This window comes from Aquimixticola soesokkakensis, assembly GCF_900172375.1.
Taxonomy (GTDB): Bacteria; Pseudomonadota; Alphaproteobacteria; order Rhodobacterales; family Rhodobacteraceae; genus Aquimixticola; species Aquimixticola soesokkakensis.
The window spans coordinates 1-16739 of sequence record NZ_FWFS01000013.1; the positions used below are offsets into that span (position 1 = coordinate 1).

At 61.8% G+C, this 16739-nt stretch carries 19 protein-coding genes; 17 read left to right on the top strand and 2 right to left on the bottom strand.

Annotation, left to right across the window (positions count from 1 at the left end):
* The first annotated feature begins 423 nt into the window (after positions 1 to 423).
* The 6 genes from AQS8620_RS15305 to AQS8620_RS15330 all read left to right on the top strand — a co-directional run bounded on the left by AQS8620_RS15305 (position 424) and on the right by AQS8620_RS15330 (position 5576).
* Positions 424 to 864, top strand: a complete 441-nt coding sequence (locus tag AQS8620_RS15305) for an SMI1/KNR4 family protein (RefSeq protein ID WP_085837901.1) — start codon at positions 424 to 426, stop codon at positions 862 to 864.
* 52 nt (positions 865 to 916) lie between these two features.
* On the top strand, positions 917 to 1396 hold the full coding sequence (locus AQS8620_RS15310; RefSeq protein WP_143267558.1) for a hypothetical protein: 480 nt from the start codon (positions 917 to 919) through the stop codon (positions 1394 to 1396).
* Between the two features lie 532 nt (positions 1397 to 1928).
* Positions 1929 to 2936 carry a Hint domain-containing protein gene (locus tag AQS8620_RS15315; protein WP_159453265.1) on the top strand — a complete coding sequence of 336 codons (1008 nt, stop codon included), beginning with the start codon at positions 1929 to 1931 and terminating at the stop codon, positions 2934 to 2936.
* Between the two features lie 341 nt (positions 2937 to 3277).
* On the top strand, positions 3278 to 4078 hold the full coding sequence (locus tag AQS8620_RS15320) for a DUF4394 domain-containing protein (RefSeq protein ID WP_085837904.1): 801 nt from the start codon (positions 3278 to 3280) through the stop codon (positions 4076 to 4078).
* A gap of 287 nt (positions 4079 to 4365) precedes the next feature.
* Positions 4366 to 4830 (top strand): sigma-70 family RNA polymerase sigma factor, encoded by a 465-nt coding sequence (locus AQS8620_RS15325; protein WP_085837980.1) that lies wholly within the window; start codon positions 4366 to 4368, stop codon positions 4828 to 4830.
* Positions 4827 to 5576, top strand: coding sequence for an anti-sigma factor (locus tag AQS8620_RS15330; protein WP_085837905.1), 750 nt, complete (start codon positions 4827 to 4829; stop codon positions 5574 to 5576). Before AQS8620_RS15325 ends, AQS8620_RS15330 begins: the two co-directional genes overlap by 4 nt.
* Here AQS8620_RS15330 and acuI read toward each other — a convergent pair.
* Together acuI and acuR are read right to left on the bottom strand one after the other, a co-directional pair.
* Complete coding sequence (acuI, locus tag AQS8620_RS15335; RefSeq protein WP_085837906.1) at positions 5573 to 6565, bottom strand: acrylyl-CoA reductase (NADPH); 993 nt, start codon at positions 6563 to 6565, stop codon at positions 5573 to 5575. The two genes, AQS8620_RS15330 and acuI, sit on opposite strands and share 4 nt — an antisense overlap.
* 1 nt (position 6566) lies before the next feature.
* Positions 6567 to 7211: an acrylate utilization transcriptional regulator AcuR gene (gene acuR / locus AQS8620_RS15340; protein WP_085837907.1), complete on the bottom strand. Its 645-nt coding sequence runs from the start codon at positions 7209 to 7211 to the stop codon at positions 6567 to 6569.
* Positions 7212 to 7497: 286 nt separating this feature from the next.
* Here acuR and hemP point away from each other — a divergent pair, with 286 nt between their 5' ends.
* The 11 genes from hemP (at position 7498) to AQS8620_RS15395 (ending at position 16700) form a co-directional block, all read left to right on the top strand.
* Positions 7498 to 7659 carry a hemin uptake protein HemP gene (gene hemP, locus AQS8620_RS15345; protein WP_085837908.1) on the top strand — a complete coding sequence of 54 codons (162 nt, stop codon included), beginning with the start codon at positions 7498 to 7500 and terminating at the stop codon, positions 7657 to 7659.
* Positions 7656 to 8117: a hypothetical protein gene (locus tag AQS8620_RS15350; RefSeq protein WP_085837909.1), complete on the top strand. Its 462-nt coding sequence runs from the start codon at positions 7656 to 7658 to the stop codon at positions 8115 to 8117. The genes hemP and AQS8620_RS15350 overlap by 4 nt, the downstream gene beginning before the upstream one ends.
* Before the next feature lie 39 nt (positions 8118 to 8156).
* A complete protein-coding gene (locus AQS8620_RS15355) occupies positions 8157 to 9416 on the top strand; it encodes an imelysin family protein (protein WP_085837910.1) in 1260 nt (419 codons plus the stop codon).
* A 21-nt stretch (positions 9417 to 9437) separates the two neighbouring features.
* Positions 9438 to 9707 carry a (2Fe-2S)-binding protein gene (locus AQS8620_RS15360; RefSeq protein WP_085837911.1) on the top strand — a complete coding sequence of 90 codons (270 nt, stop codon included), beginning with the start codon at positions 9438 to 9440 and terminating at the stop codon, positions 9705 to 9707.
* On the top strand, positions 9682 to 10167 hold the full coding sequence (bfr, locus tag AQS8620_RS15365; protein ID WP_085837912.1) for a bacterioferritin: 486 nt from the start codon (positions 9682 to 9684) through the stop codon (positions 10165 to 10167). The genes AQS8620_RS15360 and bfr overlap by 26 nt, the downstream gene beginning before the upstream one ends.
* 22 nt (positions 10168 to 10189) lie before the next feature.
* Positions 10190 to 11701 carry a di-heme oxidoreductase family protein gene (locus AQS8620_RS15370; protein ID WP_370737898.1) on the top strand — a complete coding sequence of 504 codons (1512 nt, stop codon included), beginning with the start codon at positions 10190 to 10192 and terminating at the stop codon, positions 11699 to 11701.
* On the top strand, positions 11698 to 12708 hold the full coding sequence (locus tag AQS8620_RS15375) for an imelysin family protein (protein WP_085837913.1): 1011 nt from the start codon (positions 11698 to 11700) through the stop codon (positions 12706 to 12708). The genes AQS8620_RS15370 and AQS8620_RS15375 overlap by 4 nt, the downstream gene beginning before the upstream one ends.
* Positions 12709 to 12718: 10 nt before the next feature.
* Positions 12719 to 13801, top strand: a complete 1083-nt coding sequence (locus tag AQS8620_RS15380; protein ID WP_085837982.1) for a DUF1513 domain-containing protein — start codon at positions 12719 to 12721, stop codon at positions 13799 to 13801.
* Positions 13802 to 13901: 100 nt separating this feature from the next.
* Positions 13902 to 14738: a S49 family peptidase gene (locus tag AQS8620_RS15385; protein WP_085837914.1), complete on the top strand. Its 837-nt coding sequence runs from the start codon at positions 13902 to 13904 to the stop codon at positions 14736 to 14738.
* Positions 14739 to 14923: 185 nt separating this feature from the next.
* Complete coding sequence (locus tag AQS8620_RS15390) at positions 14924 to 15889, top strand: calcium/sodium antiporter (protein ID WP_085837915.1); 966 nt, start codon at positions 14924 to 14926, stop codon at positions 15887 to 15889.
* 10 nt (positions 15890 to 15899) lie between these two features.
* Positions 15900 to 16700 (top strand): SDR family oxidoreductase, encoded by an 801-nt coding sequence (locus AQS8620_RS15395; protein WP_085837916.1) that lies wholly within the window; start codon positions 15900 to 15902, stop codon positions 16698 to 16700.
* Positions 16701 to 16739: the final 39 nt, after the last annotated feature.

The following is a 16739-nucleotide window of genomic DNA, read 5'->3' on the forward strand; positions in this document are numbered from 1 at the left end:
ATGGCTCTGGACTTACAACAACGACCGCCCCAACATGGGCATCGGCGGCATCACACCCGCAATGAAACTGGCAATGGCCGCGTAAGTTCTACGGATGCACCCCGTTAAAAATGGGGGGATTACCCCACCACATCACCCCGCGTTTCGGGCTCTCGTAATTTTCATAAGCGTTTCAGACGCTTTCATGCGCCGATCAGCTCCCTTGACGTGTCTTCAATTGTGGAGAAATGTCAGCGGAGATGTGGTGAAAAGGATGTGCGCCGCGATGGGGAAATTTCGTTTTACGAAACGGCTTTCACTGCCGATGACGACGACATCGCAGCGTGTTCTTGACACGGTGCAGCATCCCGCCGGCACTGGCGTCTTTGCCAAGTGCAAAGCGCGGGCAAGCGGGCTGATGGCGCATGATGCGGGTCCGCGAAAATGAAGTCACGCGCCAAACCGACGCCATCCTCTCTGGCGCCCGATACGCTCGATCTGCTCGAACGCGTGCTCGGGGCACGACTGCCCGCGGCCTATCGGGACTGGCTGGCCACGCGCAACGGGCAGACACCTGAAAACCGTCTTGTCAGCTTCACGCAAAACGGGCGCGGGTCGAGCACCACGCTGCACTCTCTCTACGGGGTGAATTGCGAACGGGCCTGCGATGACCTGTGGCACAACCACGCGAGCTACGGGGAAGAACTGCGCCCGTGGTATCTGAGCATCGGCTGTGACGATGGCGGTAACCAGATCGTTCTCGCGCTCAAGGGGCCGCACCACGGGAAGGTGTTTTTCCTCGACCATGAGGTTCCCCTGGACGCCGGTCTGCATCTTGTCGCGCCAAGCTTTGACGCCTTTGTGACGGGGTTGGCGACAGGCTGATATGCGCAAATGTACATATTTCTATGCGACCCCCGCCGATTTCCATGCTCTCATGGACCTCGTCGAAGCGCAGGAGCGGTTTGTCTATGTCGTCCACCCAGATGTCAGTTCTCCCGATGTTGTCGTTTATGATCACGCGCGCGACATTCCCGATCTTTTGACACTGTTCCCAAACCATTTTGTCCACGATGTTTTCCTGGTTCCGTCGGGCACGCAGGTTCAGGCATCTGCATATCAAAATGTTAAGGGAACCCGATACTCCCTCCGGCCGCCGGAGTTTTCCAGTGCCGTTGTCATCCAATGCGGCGGCGAACATCCGGATGGTGCGCTGATCCGCTCGCGGTTCTGGGGGCACGGGACAGCGGAGCAGGTGGTGCGGATAGAGGCCACGCTCTTTCGCCACATGCGCCGCCTCTTTCGCAACATAGGCGGGCCGAAGGTCGGCCCTGTCGCCTATGCGCAGCTTTTAAAGGGCCGCAGATTGACCTTCGACGTACAGGCACCGCGAGAGGCCGATCTGCGCGCCGAATGAAGGCGGGTCGAGCGGGAGCGGAGCGAGACCCGCCCAGCGCCTCGGTGACTGTTCGTTTCTATGAACGAGGCGACCCGGCCTGTGCGGCCTGCGTGCCGCGTTTCCATTAACACTGCAAATAGTTGACCTTGGCTATCAATTGGCGGTTGTTTTTCGGCAAAAGGACGATGGCAGGGCATGGAGACGTCTTTTGATGTGCTCCATTTTGAGTAAATGTCCGACTTATTAGCGTTTGTTCGCCACATCTTTGTCATGATTCGTTTATTTTCAGTTAGAAATTGGAAATTTTACCGAATTTAATACTGATTTTATTTTTGCAATGACGTGTATGATTTTAGCGTAAATTTATGAGTCTGCATGTGAATTTGATGCAGTTTCCAGTTTGGAACCAATCGAAGGCGATTGTTTTCTAGGGGATATGGAAAACTTGATGCAACCTTTAGGTGTGCTCAGCAGCATTCAGCACATTTGATATGGGGCTCGCGAAAGCGAGAGGGCTGGCCGCGACATGCGGCCTGTGAGGAGAGAAATTATGGCTTCAAGAACTTTTGCGCTTTTTAATCCGATCACCCTGCTTTCGTCGGGCCGCGAACTTGTTTTGTCGGATGAGGATGATCGCTTCTTCGAAACACCGGCCGACGAAACCGGCTCGAACCAATCGGCGACGCTGGACGGAAATCCGGTGACGATCAACTCGATCACGACAGCTTTGGGGCCGCAGGTGATCCTTGCGAGCGTCGACGGTATCGAGGTCAGTCTGAATTTGACGCCTGTGCGCGTGGTCATCGAGTCCGGCTTTTTCGACAGTACGTTCATCATGTACCCGGATTTGCCCGAAGGGGCGACGGTGATCGCCGGCGTGTCGCTGCCGCTCTTTGCAGGGGGCGCATATGACGTGCCGCTGTGCGTGACGGCGGATGCGATGATCGCCTGTGGTAACGGCAAAATGCGCCCGATCGGCGACCTTGCGATCGGTGATTTGGTGGATACGCTGGATCATGGCCTGCAGGGGATCCGCTGGATCGGGCGGCGGGTGATGGAATTCGGCGCGGATGCGGCGCTCGACAAACATCGGCCCATCCTCATTCAAGCCGGTGCTCTGGGTCCGGGGCATCCTGCGAAAGACCTGCGCCTGTCGCCCCAGCATTGTGTGCTCTACGAGGGCTGGGAGGCCGAGCTGTATTTTGGCGAGGAAGCGCTTTTGGTGCCCGCAAAAATGCTGGTCAACGGGACCACGATCCGCGTTGATCGTGACTGCGACAGCGTCGAATATATGCATATTCTGTGCGAAAATCACGAAATTCTCAGCGCCAACGGGCTGGAGGTTGAAAGCCTGTTCTCCGGGGATCTCGCGATTGACACAATTGCGCAGGAAGCCCGCGAAGAATTGCGCGAAATCTATCAGGATCTGCGCCACATGCGTGCCACGCAAACCAAACGCGCCCGCCGTCACGTCAAGAATTTCGAGGCACGCCTGATTGCCGCTTCGATCAAGGCCTATGGCGGCACTCACAAAGCACCCCCCGCCGCGGTTCACTAGGGCCGCGGAATCCACAGAAAATGCGCGCGATTCCCGAGCTGTGTTGCGGTCAGGGGGCTGATGCAACACAGCTGCGCGCCGAGGACTGATCCCCCGCAGTCCTGAGCGAAACCCTGTCTTGGGCGCGAGGCAGGGTTTCGTACATTCTACGCCGTCTTTGTCCGCTTCTGTGTGGCGCGCTTTCCAATCTGGCCGCGCGTCCCGTGTCGGGTTTTGAAATTAACGTGTCGGATTTTGAAATTAATTTCCGCCCGCCTGCATCCAAACACCGATGTCACCGAGTCTTAAGGGTATCAGGGTTGCAGATTGGCTGTAGCCTCACCGCTTTGAGGACTTTGACGATGACCAAATTTATCTCCGCTTTCGCCGCGACCGCCCTTGTTGCCAGCACATCCTTTGCTGTTGCCGACGATCACGGGCTGACCGCCATCGCTCTGTCGGGCGACAAAATGCTGCATAAAATCGATGTTGGCACCGCAACGGTCAAAGAGTCGATGGAAGTGAGCGGCGTGAACAAATTGCTCGGCATTGACCTGCGTCCCGCAACCGGTCAGCTGATCGGCGTGTCGGACATGTTCGAGATCGTCGAAATCGACCCCGCAACGGGCGCCGCAACGGTGATTTCCACCATGGACATGGAATTGCCCATCGAAGGCGATGCCGCCGTGATCGTTGATTTCAACCCGATGGCCAACAAGCTGCGCTTTATGTCGGGCACCACCAACCACCGTGTCGATATCGAAAGCGGCGCTGTGACGGTCGATGGTAGCCTCGCCTATGAAGACGCAGATATGCACGCCGGCGAAGCACCCGCCATTGTCGCCGCAGCCTATGTGAACTCTTACGGAATGCCCGACACCACTGCGATGTATGACATCGACAGCACCATCGTGGCCGTTATCCAGCAAACCTCCCCCAATGACGGCACGCTTGCCGCGATTGGCAAGCTGGGCATCGAGGGAACGGAGACCTATGCCTTCGATGTGGCTACGGATGCAGACGGTGTGAATACTGCGTGGCTGGTGTCGGGCGCGATGCTCTACACGGTGTCGCTTGAAACCGGCGCGGTGCAAGACAGCTGGGAATTGATGGGGACCGACGGCGCGACGGTGCGTGACATCACCTTCATGACGGCCATGTAAGCCACTGCGCCTGTGCGATTGCCCTGAAACGAGGGGCCTTTGCCGGTGCGGGTGTTCCCTGCACCGGCGATTTCGGGTTGCATGCGGCGGGAGACGTCTTTGCTGGGGCGCGGCTTCAGGTCCGTGGTCGACGCGCGGAATTTGACAGGGCGTGTGTGGCTCTCTACCCCTGTGAGCAGACCGCGCTCCTGCCCCGTGAACCGTAAAAGAGCCTGCCCGTGACCGACGACCTTGCTGTTTTGATCCAAGCCTGTGCTGCCTCAGATCGCGCTGCGCTCAAGGCGATCATGGATGCCGAAGGCGGGCGCATGTTGGGCGTTGCGCGCCGCATGTTGCGCCGGTCCGATCTGGCCGAAGATGCTGTACAGGACAGTTTTGTGCTGATCTGGCGCAAAGCCCACCAGTTCGACGCAACGCGCGGTCAGGCCAAGGCCTGGCTCTACACGATCTTGCGCAACCGCTGCCTGACCTTGTTGCGCTCGGCGGATCGTGAAACGGCGCTGGACCCGAGCCAGAGGGAAACGGCTTCAGAAGAGGCCATGCTCGACATTGCTTACAACCGCCTTGAACGCGCCAATGATCTGCGTGTTTGCCTTGAAACTTTGGAACCGGAAAAACGCATGGCCATCCTGTCGTCTTACATTCTGGGCTACAGCCACGGCGAAATCGCCGGACGCATGGGCGCGCCGCTGGGCACGGTCAAGGCCTGGGTGCGGCGTGGATTGCTGGTGCTGCGGGAGTGCTTGGGATGACGGATCAATCCGAGCGCAGCCTGCGCGAGCGTCTTGACGAAGTGGTCCTTGGCCTTGCCTGCGAGGCCGAGGTCGCGCAAATCGAGGCGCTTTGTGCGCGCGATCCAAGCATTGCACGCCAGCTTGAGCGCAGCCGCCTGCGTTTTCTCGCGCTGGACGAGACTGCGGATGTCGAGGCGGTGCCCGCCGGCCTTTGGGCACGCATTTCGAGCGCCCTTGACGCGGTGGACGACGGTGCCTCCCCCCGCACAGACGCTCAGGACAGCCCTGCAGACCAGAGCGCACAGATCCTGCCGCTGCGGCCCAAACCCTCTGTGCGCCATTGGCGTCTTGGGGCGCTGGGCGGGCTTGCGGCCTCGCTTTTGCTGGCGATTGCTTTGGGGTGGTCGCTGTTGGGGACGCCGCAGCCAACGGTGGTTGCCGTGCTGCTCGACAGCGACGGACAGCCGGTGGCACTGGTCGAGGGCGCGCCCGACAACACCACCTTGATCACGATGCTGGAGGCTGCGCGCGTACCGCAGGATCGGGTGATGCAGGTCTGGACCAAGCCCGACGATCTGGGGGTGCCCGTGTCGCTGGGTCTTCTGGCGGCGGCCCGTTCGCGCAGTCTCAGCGTGTCGGGCCTGCCAAGGCCGCGCGCCGACCAGCTGTACGAAATCACCTTCGAGCCGCTGGGCGGGTCGCCGACCAATCTGCCGACCGGTCCGATCCTTGCCAAAGGGTTTGCCAAAGCGCCGATCCGCTAACCCGTTTCAAGCTCGGGGTGGATCGGCACGACGATGCGCCCGCGCACCTTGCCGCCAAGAAAATCCGCAGCGGTGTCGATGACATCCGCAAGGGGCACCTCCCGCGCGATCGTGTCCAATTGCGCCGCGTCGATTTCGCGGGCTAGAGCCTGCCATGCGGCGCGGCGCGCCGGCAGCGGGCACATCACGGAATCGATCCCGCGCAGGGTCACGCCGCGCAGGATAAAGGGCGCAACGCTGGTCGGCAGGTCCATCGACCCCGCGAGTCCGCAGGCCGCAACTGTGCCGCCATAGGCCGTCATCGAGAGCACATTCGCCAACACCTCTCCGCCCACCACATCTACGCCCGCCACCCAGCGCTCGGTGGCGAGCGGGCGGGGTTTTGCGCTCAGGTCGGCGCGATCGACGATCTCCCTTGCGCCCAATCGGGTCAGGTAGTCGGTTTCGCTTGCGCGCCCCGTGACGGCCGCGACCCTGTAGCCGCGCGCCGCCAAAAGCGCCACCGCGACCGAGCCGACGCCGCCCGTCGCGCCGGTGACGACCACCGTGCCGCTTGCCGGATCGACCCCCGCAAGCGCCTGCACGCACAGCATGGCCGTATAGCCGGCCGTGCCCAAGATCATCGTCTGGCGCAGGCTGAGACCCTCGGGAAGGGGCACCAAAAAATCACCGCGCACGACGGCGCTCTCGGCCAGTCCCCCCCAGTATTTTTCGCCAACGCTCCAGCCATTGAGCACCACGCGCTCGCCTGCCTTGTAGTCGGGGTGCCGGCTCTCGCGTACCACGCCGGAAAAATCCACGCCGGGCACCATCGGAAAGCGGCGCACAACGGGCGCGGCCCCGGTCAGCGCCAGCCCGTCTTTGTAGTTCAGCGTCGAATAGGCGATATCCACGCAAACATCGCCCGCCGCGAGCGCAGGCAGGGTGATGTCGCTCAGAGAGGCGCTTTGGCCCTCGCCGGTTTTTTCGATCACAATCGCTCGGGTCATGTTAGGTCCCTTTCAGGCTGTTGAAAAACATATCGCGAAACTGGATCAGGGGCCGTGGGCTTTGATCCAGTTTCGCCCGCAACACCGCCCCCTCCCAGCCGATCCAGAAATAGGCGGCAAGCGCATCGGGGTCGGTGTCTGCGGGCAGGTCGCCTGCGCCGATGGCCGCGCGCAACAAACCGGCGGTCTGGGTTTGCCACTGCGCAAGGGCGGCTTGCAGTTGGGCGCGCATGCCGCTTGGCAGGGTCACGACCTCCTGACCGAGATTGCCGACCAGACAGCCGCGCCGAAACTCAAAGCGCGCCATTGAGGTCTGTGCCTCTTGGGTGAAGGCGCGCAAACGCGCAAGCGGGGGCAGGGCAGGGTTGGTGAAATGGCGCGCAAGCTTGGCCGAAAGATAGTCCTGATAGGCTGTGATGAGCGTGCTGGTAAAGGCCGCTTTGGAGGGGAAATGGTAATAAAAGCTGCCCTTGGGGACCTTGGCCTGCACGAGGATGTCCTCCAGACGCAGGCTGGCAAAGCCCGTTTGCGTCATCTGCGCAAGCCCTGCGCGCAGCAGCGCTTGGCGTGCCGTTTGGTCTGCGGGGGGCTTTGGGGGGCGGCCGCGCCGTTTCGGGAGCGAGTCGCTGTGGGATATGTCATGCATGAAAAATAAGTAGACTATTGGGTCTAATAAATCAAACCCGCCGCATGCAGTGGCACCCTAGCGCATGAGACCCCGCGAAAACCTGCCAATTCAGGCGGATTTAATTCCGAGTGAAAAAGTCGGATTGACATTTCCGACTAAAATAATCAGTAAAGAGGAAGATCCAGCCACCTCGCGCAACCCTGTCCTTTGCAGGCACGCGCAGACCCGCCGCACAGTGGGTGATGAGGAAGCCCGAAGTGAAACGAGAAAACCGGACTTCCACATGCCAGCGGAGAAGAGTGACATGCCTTTTGAAGACCGCCCCGAGAGTGACGCGGGCTTTGCCCTTCCGTCCCATGATGCCCGCCGCCTGACCGGCGATGACGGGCGTGCGAATATCCTGCTTGATGGCCAAATCTACACGCTGCGCATCACCCGCGCGGGCAAGTTGATCCTGACGAAATGAGCGTACACACCAACATACGCGGCGGTGCGCCTGTTGGGGCTCTGGCCGATCTTGATCCGGTGGATGCGCGCGCTGTCACCTATTTCCGGATGTGGTGCCACGGCGCGACGACCCGCACGCGGCTGCGCGAAGAAGTCACCGCGATCATGGGCACGAACGAAGGCCTGAGCTTTTGCCGCTGCCTGCGCGATCTGCACGATGTGACGGTGCATTACGGGCGTCGCGCGTTGATGTGCCATCAGGTGAATTGTTCCTGCCTTGGCGCGGATGAATGCGCACTCGCCCATCTGATCGGTGCGGCCCGCGAAGGGGCCCGCGAGGATGCAATGCTGCTGGCCTCGCTGATCGTGCGCCCCGATATTGCCCACGGCCTCTCGGCGCTCGCCGGTGATTTCGGCATCGGGCTTGATCTGATCGAGCGCAAAAGCCGCAGCCTGCGCGATCACACCCGCCATTAACCCAACCTAGCAACTTACCAAAGCCAACACGGGATCTTTATGAAACGTACACTGACCAGCCTCTCCGTTCTTGCTCTTAGCGCTGCGCCTGCGTTCGCGGTCGAGAAAACAGACGTGGTGGCGACTTACATCGACATCGCTCAGGCGACTTACGGCGATGCGCTGACCACGGCGCAAACGCTTGACGCTGCCGTTGCCGATCTGATCGCCAACCCCTCGCAAGACACGCTGGAGGCTGCGCGCAGCGCATGGCTTGCCGCGCGCGTGCCTTACCAGCAGTCCGAAGTGTTCCGGTTTGGCAACCCTGTTGTGGATGACTGGGAAGGCAAGGTGAACGCATGGCCCCTCGATGAGGGTCTGATCGACTATGTCGATGCGTCTTATGGCGGCGCCACGGATGAAAACAGCTTTGCGGCCCTCAACGTGATCGCAACGCCGACCTTCACCCTTTCGGGCACCGAAGTTGACGCAACCGACATCACCCCCGACCTGATCGCCAACACCCTGCAAGAGGCCGATGGCGTCGAGGCCAACGTGGCCTCCGGGTATCACGCCATTGAATTCCTGCTCTGGGGGCAGGATCTGAACGGCACCGATGCGGGTGCGGGCGATCGCCCCTACACCGACTATGCGACGGGCGCGGACTGTACCAACGGCAATTGCGACCGGCGTGGCGACTACCTGCAAGCGGCCACGGACCTGCTTGTGTTCGATCTGGAATATATGGTCGCCCAGTGGGAAGACGACGGTGAAGCCGCTGTGACCCTGAGCGACGATCCGGATGCGGCGATCACGGCGATGCTGACGGGCATGGGGTCGCTGTCTTATGGCGAGCAAGCCGGCGAGCGGATGCGCCTTGGCCTGATGCTGAACGATCCCGAGGAAGAGCATGATTGCTTCTCCGACAACACCTACAACTCGCATTACTACGATGGCAAAGGCGTGCAGAACGTCTATCTCGGGTCCTACACCCGTGTGGATGGCACCGAGGTCAGCGGTCCGTCGCTGGAAGACCTGCTGGCAGAGACCGACGCGCAAACGGCTGAAGATCTTGCAACGGCGATCGACGACACGATGGTGGCCTTGGGCGAGATGAAAACAGCCGCCGAGAACGGCATGGCCTATGACCAGATGCTTGCCGCAGGCAATGCCGAGGGCGAAGCCTATATCACTGCCGGAATCGAGGGTCTGATCGCGCAAACCCGTGTGATCGAACGCGCGGTTGCCAGCCTTGGCGCGCAGGACGTCATGATCGAAGGCTCCGACAGCCTCGACAACCCCGACGCCGTTTTCGAGTAAAACCCACATCGGAGCATCGCCATGATCGTCTGTCACTGCCAACACATCACCGATCGCGACATCAACGCGGCCATCGACTGGATGCGTGCGGCGGATGGCATGGCGATCATCACACCGGGCAAAATCTATCGGGCGCTTGGAAAGGCGCCCGATTGTGGCGACTGCATGTCGCTTTTCCTTTCCACCATGCGTACAAATGATAACCTTGGCGTACCCATGGAACTGCGTGGTCTGCGAGACCACGGTAAAACAAAGGAAAACGCCAATGAAAGGCGACGCCAAGGTTATTGAATACCTGAACGCAGCTCTGCGCAGCGAACTGACTGCCATCTCGCAATACTGGGTCCACTTCCGTCTGCAAGAGGACTGGGGTCTGGACAAGATGGCCAAGAAAAGCCGCGCCGAAAGCATCGAGGAAATGAATCACGCCGACAAACTGATCGCGCGTATCCTGTTCCTCGAAGGTCACCCCAATTTGCAAAAACTCGACCCCTTGCGCATCGGCGAGGGACCGAAAGAAACACTTGAATGCGATCTCGCAGGAGAGCATGACGCGGTCAAACTTTACAAAGAAGCGCGCGACCACTGCGAAAGTGTCGGGGATTACGTGTCCAAGAACCTGTTCGAGGAGCTGATCACCGACGAGGAAGGCCATATTGATTTTCTCGAAACCCAGCTTGATCTCTTCGACCGTCTCGGAGCGCCAGGGTACGCGCTGCTTAACGCAGCCCCGATGGATACGGCAGACTAACAGCCGCCTGATTGCGGCCCTTCTGCCTGCGCTTTTGTGCGCAGGCGTCGGGCAGGCGGCGGATGTAACCGCCTCGCTTGCGGACATCCATCTGAACGTCGTGCCCCGCACCGACGCAGAAGCCGCGCGAATCGCCAAAGTGACGAAACCGGCCAGCCAGTTCTCGACCCCCGAACGGTTCGAGGACAAGCCCGCCGGTGCGGCCACGGTGCGCGCGCGCGACAGCACCGATGCGTTTTCCCAGTTTTCTGAAAACCTGCGGTTCGAGGACGAGCTGACCTTCAAAGTCGGCAATGGCTTGTTCAAGAAACTCTGGGTGTCTTCGCCTTCCTCCACGCTGGCGTCGGATGGTTTGGGGCCGCTGTACAACGCGCGTTCGTGCCAACGCTGCCACCTCAAGGACGGGCGCGGACATGTGCCCGACGCGCAGGCGGAAAATGCCATCTCGATGTTCTTGCGCATTTCCGTTCCCGGCACGGCCGAGGACGCCCCGGCCGAAATCGCCGATTACATCGCAACGCGGCCTGATCCCAGCTACGGCGGCCAGATCCAGGACTTTGCCCTGCCGGGCATTCCCGCCGAGGGTCAGATGCAGATCGCCTACACCGAAATCGAAGTGGCGCTGTCGGAGGGTGAGGTCGCCACGTTGCGCAAGCCCAGCTACAGCGTGAGCGATCTGGGGTACGGCCCCCTTGCGCCTGACGCGATGCTCAGCCCGCGCGTGGCCCCCCAGATGATCGGCCTTGGCCTGCTTGAGGCAATCCCCGCGAAAGATATCCTTGCCCATGTGGATGAGGCCGATGCCGATGGCGACGGAATTTCGGGACGCGCCAATGTCGTGTGGTCCGAGGAATTCGACCAGCCGATGCTGGGACGTTTCGGGCTTAAGGCAGGCATGCCGACCATTCGCGAACAGTCGGCGGCGGCGTTTTCCGGCGATATCGGTATTTCCAACCCGATCTTTCCTGCCCATTCCGGCGATTGCCAGTTTGCCGAGGCCGATTGCATGAATGCCCCGCATGGCGGTGAACCCGATGTGCGCGAGGGTTTGGAAATCGACACGGTCGGTCTGGACCTTGTGACCTTCTATTCGCGCAACCTCGCCGTGCCGGCGCGCCGCGACACTGACGACCCAGCGGTGCTGCGCGGCAAAGAAGTGTTTTACGACAGCGGCTGTGCCGCCTGTCACACGCCCAAATTCGTGACCGCCCGGCTTGAGGATCGCCCCGAACAGTCGTTCCAGCTGATCTGGCCCTATTCCGACCTGCTGTTGCACGACATGGGCGAGGGGCTGGCCGATCACCGCCCCGAAGCCCGCGCCACCGGCACTGAATGGCGCACCGCGCCGCTGTGGGGCATCGGCCTCACTCAGGTCGTGTCGGGGCACAGCGAGTTCCTGCACGACGGGCGGGCGCGCAACCTGCTTGAGGCTGTGCTGTGGCATGGCGGCGAAGCTGAGGCCGCGCGCGACCGCGTCGTGGATATGCCCGCGAGTGATCGCGATGACCTCATCCGTTTTCTGGAGAGCCTATGACCCGTTTTTCGTGCCTTTTTTCGCTAGCCCTGACCGCCAGTTTGACCCTTGTGCCGCTTGGCGCGCGCGCCGATGTGGTCAGCGATACCGTCAAATCCTACGTGCTGCCTCGACTGGACCGCGTTGTGGCCTCGGCGGCGGCGCTTGACGATGCCGCGACCAAGGACTGCCGCCCCGACAGCGAGAGCCTGCGGGTCGCCTTCGATCAGGCCTATCTCGACTGGGTCGCGGTACAGCACCTCAACTTTGGCCCCGTGCAAAAGGACAACCGCTATTTCGCGATGGTGTTCTGGCCCGATGCGCGCAATGCGGTGAACCGTGCGCTGCGTCCGCTGATTGGCGAGGCGAACCCGATCGTCAACGACCCGATGGCCTTTCGCCAGTCCTCGGTGGCAGGGCGGGGCCTGAGCGCGCTGGAATTGCTGCTCTTTGGTGATGAATACCCCGCGAGCGACTACACCTGCGCCCTGACCCGTGCGATCACAGAGGATGTCGAACAGACCGTGCGCGAAATCCGTGCCGGCTGGACCGATTACGCGCTGACGATGATCGAGCGTGGCGCGGAAAATGCGACCTACAAATCCGACGCCGAAGTGTACCGCCAGTTCCTGACGGCGCTCGATGCGGGCCTGGAAGTGGACGCGGACCTGCGCCTTGGCCGCCCTCTGGGAACCTTCGATGCGCCCAAACCAGCGCGCGCTGAAGCCTGGCGGGCGGGGCTGAGCCTGCCCGCGTTGTCCGTCTCGATTGCGTCCCTGCGCGATCTGGCGACCAGCCTGTCGGGTGGGGCGCTGGACGAGGACACCCGCACAGAATTCGATCGCGTCGAGGCGGCATTGGACAGCGTTCAGGACAGCCCCGACCTGTCTCTCGTGGCCGATCCGGCGGGGCGCTTTCGCGTCGAGGTGTTGCAACAAACCATCCAGACCCTGCGCCGCGTGGCGGCCGCGGATGTGGGCGACAAGCTGGGCGTGAAGGCCGGTTTCAACTCGCTAGATGGCGACTGAGGAGGTCGAAATGCAGACCACACGCCGGGCCTTTCTGGCCTCTGCCGCGGCGGCCAGCCTGTTGCCCCGCACCGGATGGGCCGCGGCGGGCGACCCTGCCTATCTGGCGGCGGCTGCCACGGGCGAGGGCTTTCGCCTCTACGGGTTGGACGAGGGCGGGATCGAGATTTTCTCGCTGCCGCTTCCCGATCGGGGCCATGCCGCCGCCGCCCACCCGCAGGTGGCCGAGGCCGTGGCATTTGCACGGCGTCCGGGAACTTTTGCCATCGTGCTGGACTGTCGCGACGGCGCGCAGATTGCCGAGCTGGCCAGCCCCGAGGGGCGGCATTTCTACGGCCACGGCGCCTTTACCGCCGATGGGCGCTACCTGCTGACCACCGAAAACGATTTCGAGAAGGGCGAGGGGCGCATTGGGGTGTGGGATCGCGCCGAAGGCTATGCGCGCATCGACGATCTGCCCTCGGGCGGCATCGGCCCGCATGAAATTCTGCGTCTGCGTGACGGCGGCTTTGCGGTCGCCAACGGGGCGCTCGACACCCATCCCGACAGCGACCGCGTGATCCTCAATCTTGCGACGATGCAGCCCAATCTGACCTATCTCGATGCCAAGGGCGCGATCGGCGAGCAGGTGATGCTGCCTGCCGCGATCCATTCCAATTCGATCCGCCATCTGGCCCAAGCCCCTGACGGGCAGGTCGGCTTTGCGATGCAGTGGCAAGAGGACATGCTGACCGCCCCTGCGCTTTTGGGGCTGCATCGTCGCGGTGACGCGGCCCGTTTTGTTGCCGCGCCGGATGCGCTGCACCGCAAAATGCAAGGCTACGCGGGATCAATCGCGTTTTCGGGCGACGGGACACGGGTGGCAATTTCCTCGCCCAAAGGGTCGCGGGTGCAGGTGTTCGACGCGACCAGCGGTGCCTTCCTGCTGGAGCGCGAGATTGCGGATGTTTGCGGGCTTGCAGCGCTTGAGAGCGATTTTATCACGACGGATGGCACGGGAAAACTGTGCCGCCTTGATACGGCGGTGCGCGTGCTGGCAGATCACCCCACTGAGGCGTGGGACAACCACATCGTGCCGCTTTTGCGCATCTGAACGCGACAGCGGCGTGAAATCGGGACCTGTGCGCAGAGTTTGCGCGCTTTGACGGGGGGTGCCCTTGTTTGCGGGGCAGGGGCGTTTTACATGCAAGGGCATGAAGCATCGCATCCCCCTCCACCGCATTCCGGTCCTGAACAAATGGCTTGATAGGCCGCCGCGCGTCGCTGTTGTGCGCCTGTCGGGCGTGATTTCGACGAGCGGGCGGGCCACGCTCAACGATGCCACGATCGGCCCCGTGATCGAGCGCGCCTTTGCCAAGGGCGCGCCCAAAGCGGTCGCCCTTTTGATCAACTCTCCGGGGGGCTCGCCGGTGCAATCGGCCCTGATCGCGGCGCGGATTTCGCGGCTTGCCAAAAAACACAGCCTGCCGGTCTATGCGTTTGTGGAAGATGTAGCGGCCTCGGGGGGCTATTGGCTGGCCTGCGCGGCGGAAGAAATCCATGTCGATGCCGCGTCGATTGTCGGCTCCATCGGGGTGATTTCGTCGAGCTTTGGCTTTGATCGGCTGATCGAAAGCCACGGGATCGAGCGGCGCGTCTATACGTCGGGCGACAGCAAGTCCCAGCTGGACCCGTTCAAACCGGAAAACCCCGAAGACATCGAACGGCTCAAGCTGTTGCAATCGGATATCCATGACGCGTTCAAGGACCATGTGCGCGAGAGCCGCGGGACGCGGCTTGGCGATGATCCGGCGCTGTTCACGGGGGCCTATTGGACGGGCAAGCGCGCGCTGGATCTGGGGCTGGTGGATGGCATCGGCCATCTGGTGCCGGTGATGCAGTCGATTTACGGCGATAAGGTGCGCTTTACGCGCTTTGGGGTCAAACGCTCGGTCTTTGCGCGCTTCGGACTTGAGGTGGCGCAGGCCGCCTTGTCGGGCGCGCAGGCGGGCGTGCAAGAGCGCAGCCATTGGGCGCGGTTCGGGCTGTGATGGTCAAAATCGTCACCCTGTTTCTGATTGCCATGATGGTCATCGCGCTGTTCGGGCGGTTCCGCTTTCCGAACGCGCCCCTGTCGAAGTTCAAGAAAACTGCCAAATGTCCCGCTTGTGGACGGCCGGAAATCGGTCGGGGCAGCTGCCCCTGCGGCGCAAAACGCAAATAGGGAGCGCCACGCATGGCCTTCGATTTTCTCATGGTTGCAGCGGGCATCCTCTTGCTGCTGGTCGCGGGTGACGCGCTGGTCAAAGGTGCCGTTAACCTTGCGCTGCGCCTCGGTATTCCGGCGCTGGTGGTCAGCCTTACGGTGGTTGCATTCGGCACCTCCGCGCCGGAGTTGCTGGTGTCGGTCTCGGCGGTTCTGGACAATGCGCCCGGTCTGGCCTTGGGCAATGTCATCGGCTCGAACACCGCCAATGTGTTGCTGGTGATCGGCATTCCGGCAATCATTTCGACGATCCACATCACCACGAACGAATACCGCGCGAGCTACCTGCAGATGATCGGCGCAACGGTGCTGTTCCTGGCGCTGGCGTTGACGGGGCATGTGCTGCGCTGGCCCGAGGGCATCGTTCTGGTGGGCGCGTTGCTGGCGATGATCGGCTATGCGCTCTGGACCGCGCGCTGTCACCGCAAACGCGAACGCGAACGGGTGTGTGAGGCCGATGACACCGAGGTCGAGGGCGCCGATCCGTCGCTGGCCCCCTGGAAAATCGCGGCCTTCTTGATCGGGGGGCTGATCGGCCTGCCCTTGGGCGCAAATCTTTTGGTTGAGGGCGCGACCCATATTGCCAAGGCTTACGGCGTGTCGGATACGGTGATCGGGCTGACATTGGTGGCTGTTGGCACCTCCCTGCCTGAACTGGCGACCTCGGCCATCGCGGCGATGCGCAAACAGGCGGATGTGGCGCTTGGCAACGTTATCGGGTCGAATATGTTCAACCTTTTGGGCATTCTGGGGATCACTGCGCTGGTCGGCCCGCTGCCGCTGAGCCAGGATCTGATCCGTTTTGATCTGTGGGTGATGCTGGGATCCTCGCTGGTGTTGGGTGTCTTCGTGCTGGGGCGCATTGACGTGAAACGCTCGGCAGGGATCGTGCTTTTGGCGCTCTATGGTCTATATGTCGGGATGTTGCTGACCTGAGGAGCGTAAAATGGCATCGCAAATCGCACATCAGGGCAAGGCCCTGATCACGGGCGCCGGAACCCGATTGGGCCGCGCGATGGCATTGGCTTTGGGGCAGCGCGGCTTTGATGTCGCGGTGCACTATGGCCACTCTGAGGCGGCCGCCGAGGAGGTCGTGCGCGCGTTGCAGGCGATGGGTGTGCGCGCCGGTGCCTTGCAGGCGGACCTTTTGTCCGAACGCGAGACCCAGACGCTCGTCGCGCGCGCGCAAGAAACGCTGGGCGGGGCGCTGACGCTGTTGGTGAACAACGCCTCGATTTTCGAGCATGACGATATCAACAGCGCTACCCGCGACAGTTGGGACCGCGCGATGGAAAGCAACCTGCGCGCGCCCTTTGTGCTGACGCAGGATTTTGCCGCCCAAGCGCAGGCCCCCGTGCAGGACGAGGCGGGCGAGCCGGTCGCGCGGGCTTTGGTGGTCAATATGCTCGACCAGCGGGTGCGCAAGCTGACGCCGGAATTCATGTCCTATACTTTGGCAAAAATGGGCCTGTGGGCCTTCACGCAAACGGGCGCGCGCGCGCTTGCGCCCAAAGTGCGGATCAATGCCATCGGGCCGGGGCCGACGCTTCAAGGGGCGAACCAGACCTCCGACGCCTTTGCCAATCAACGGGCCAAAACGGTGTTGCAGCGCGGGTCGAACCCCGCCGATATCGTCGCCGCGCTGATGTATTTTATCGACGCGCCCGCGGTCACAGGGCAGCTTTTGTGCACCGATGGCGGGCAACATCTGGCGTGGCAAACACCGGAATTGGGTGATCGGGACTAGGGAAATGACATTGCCGGCGCGCTTGACTTGTGCACTTGC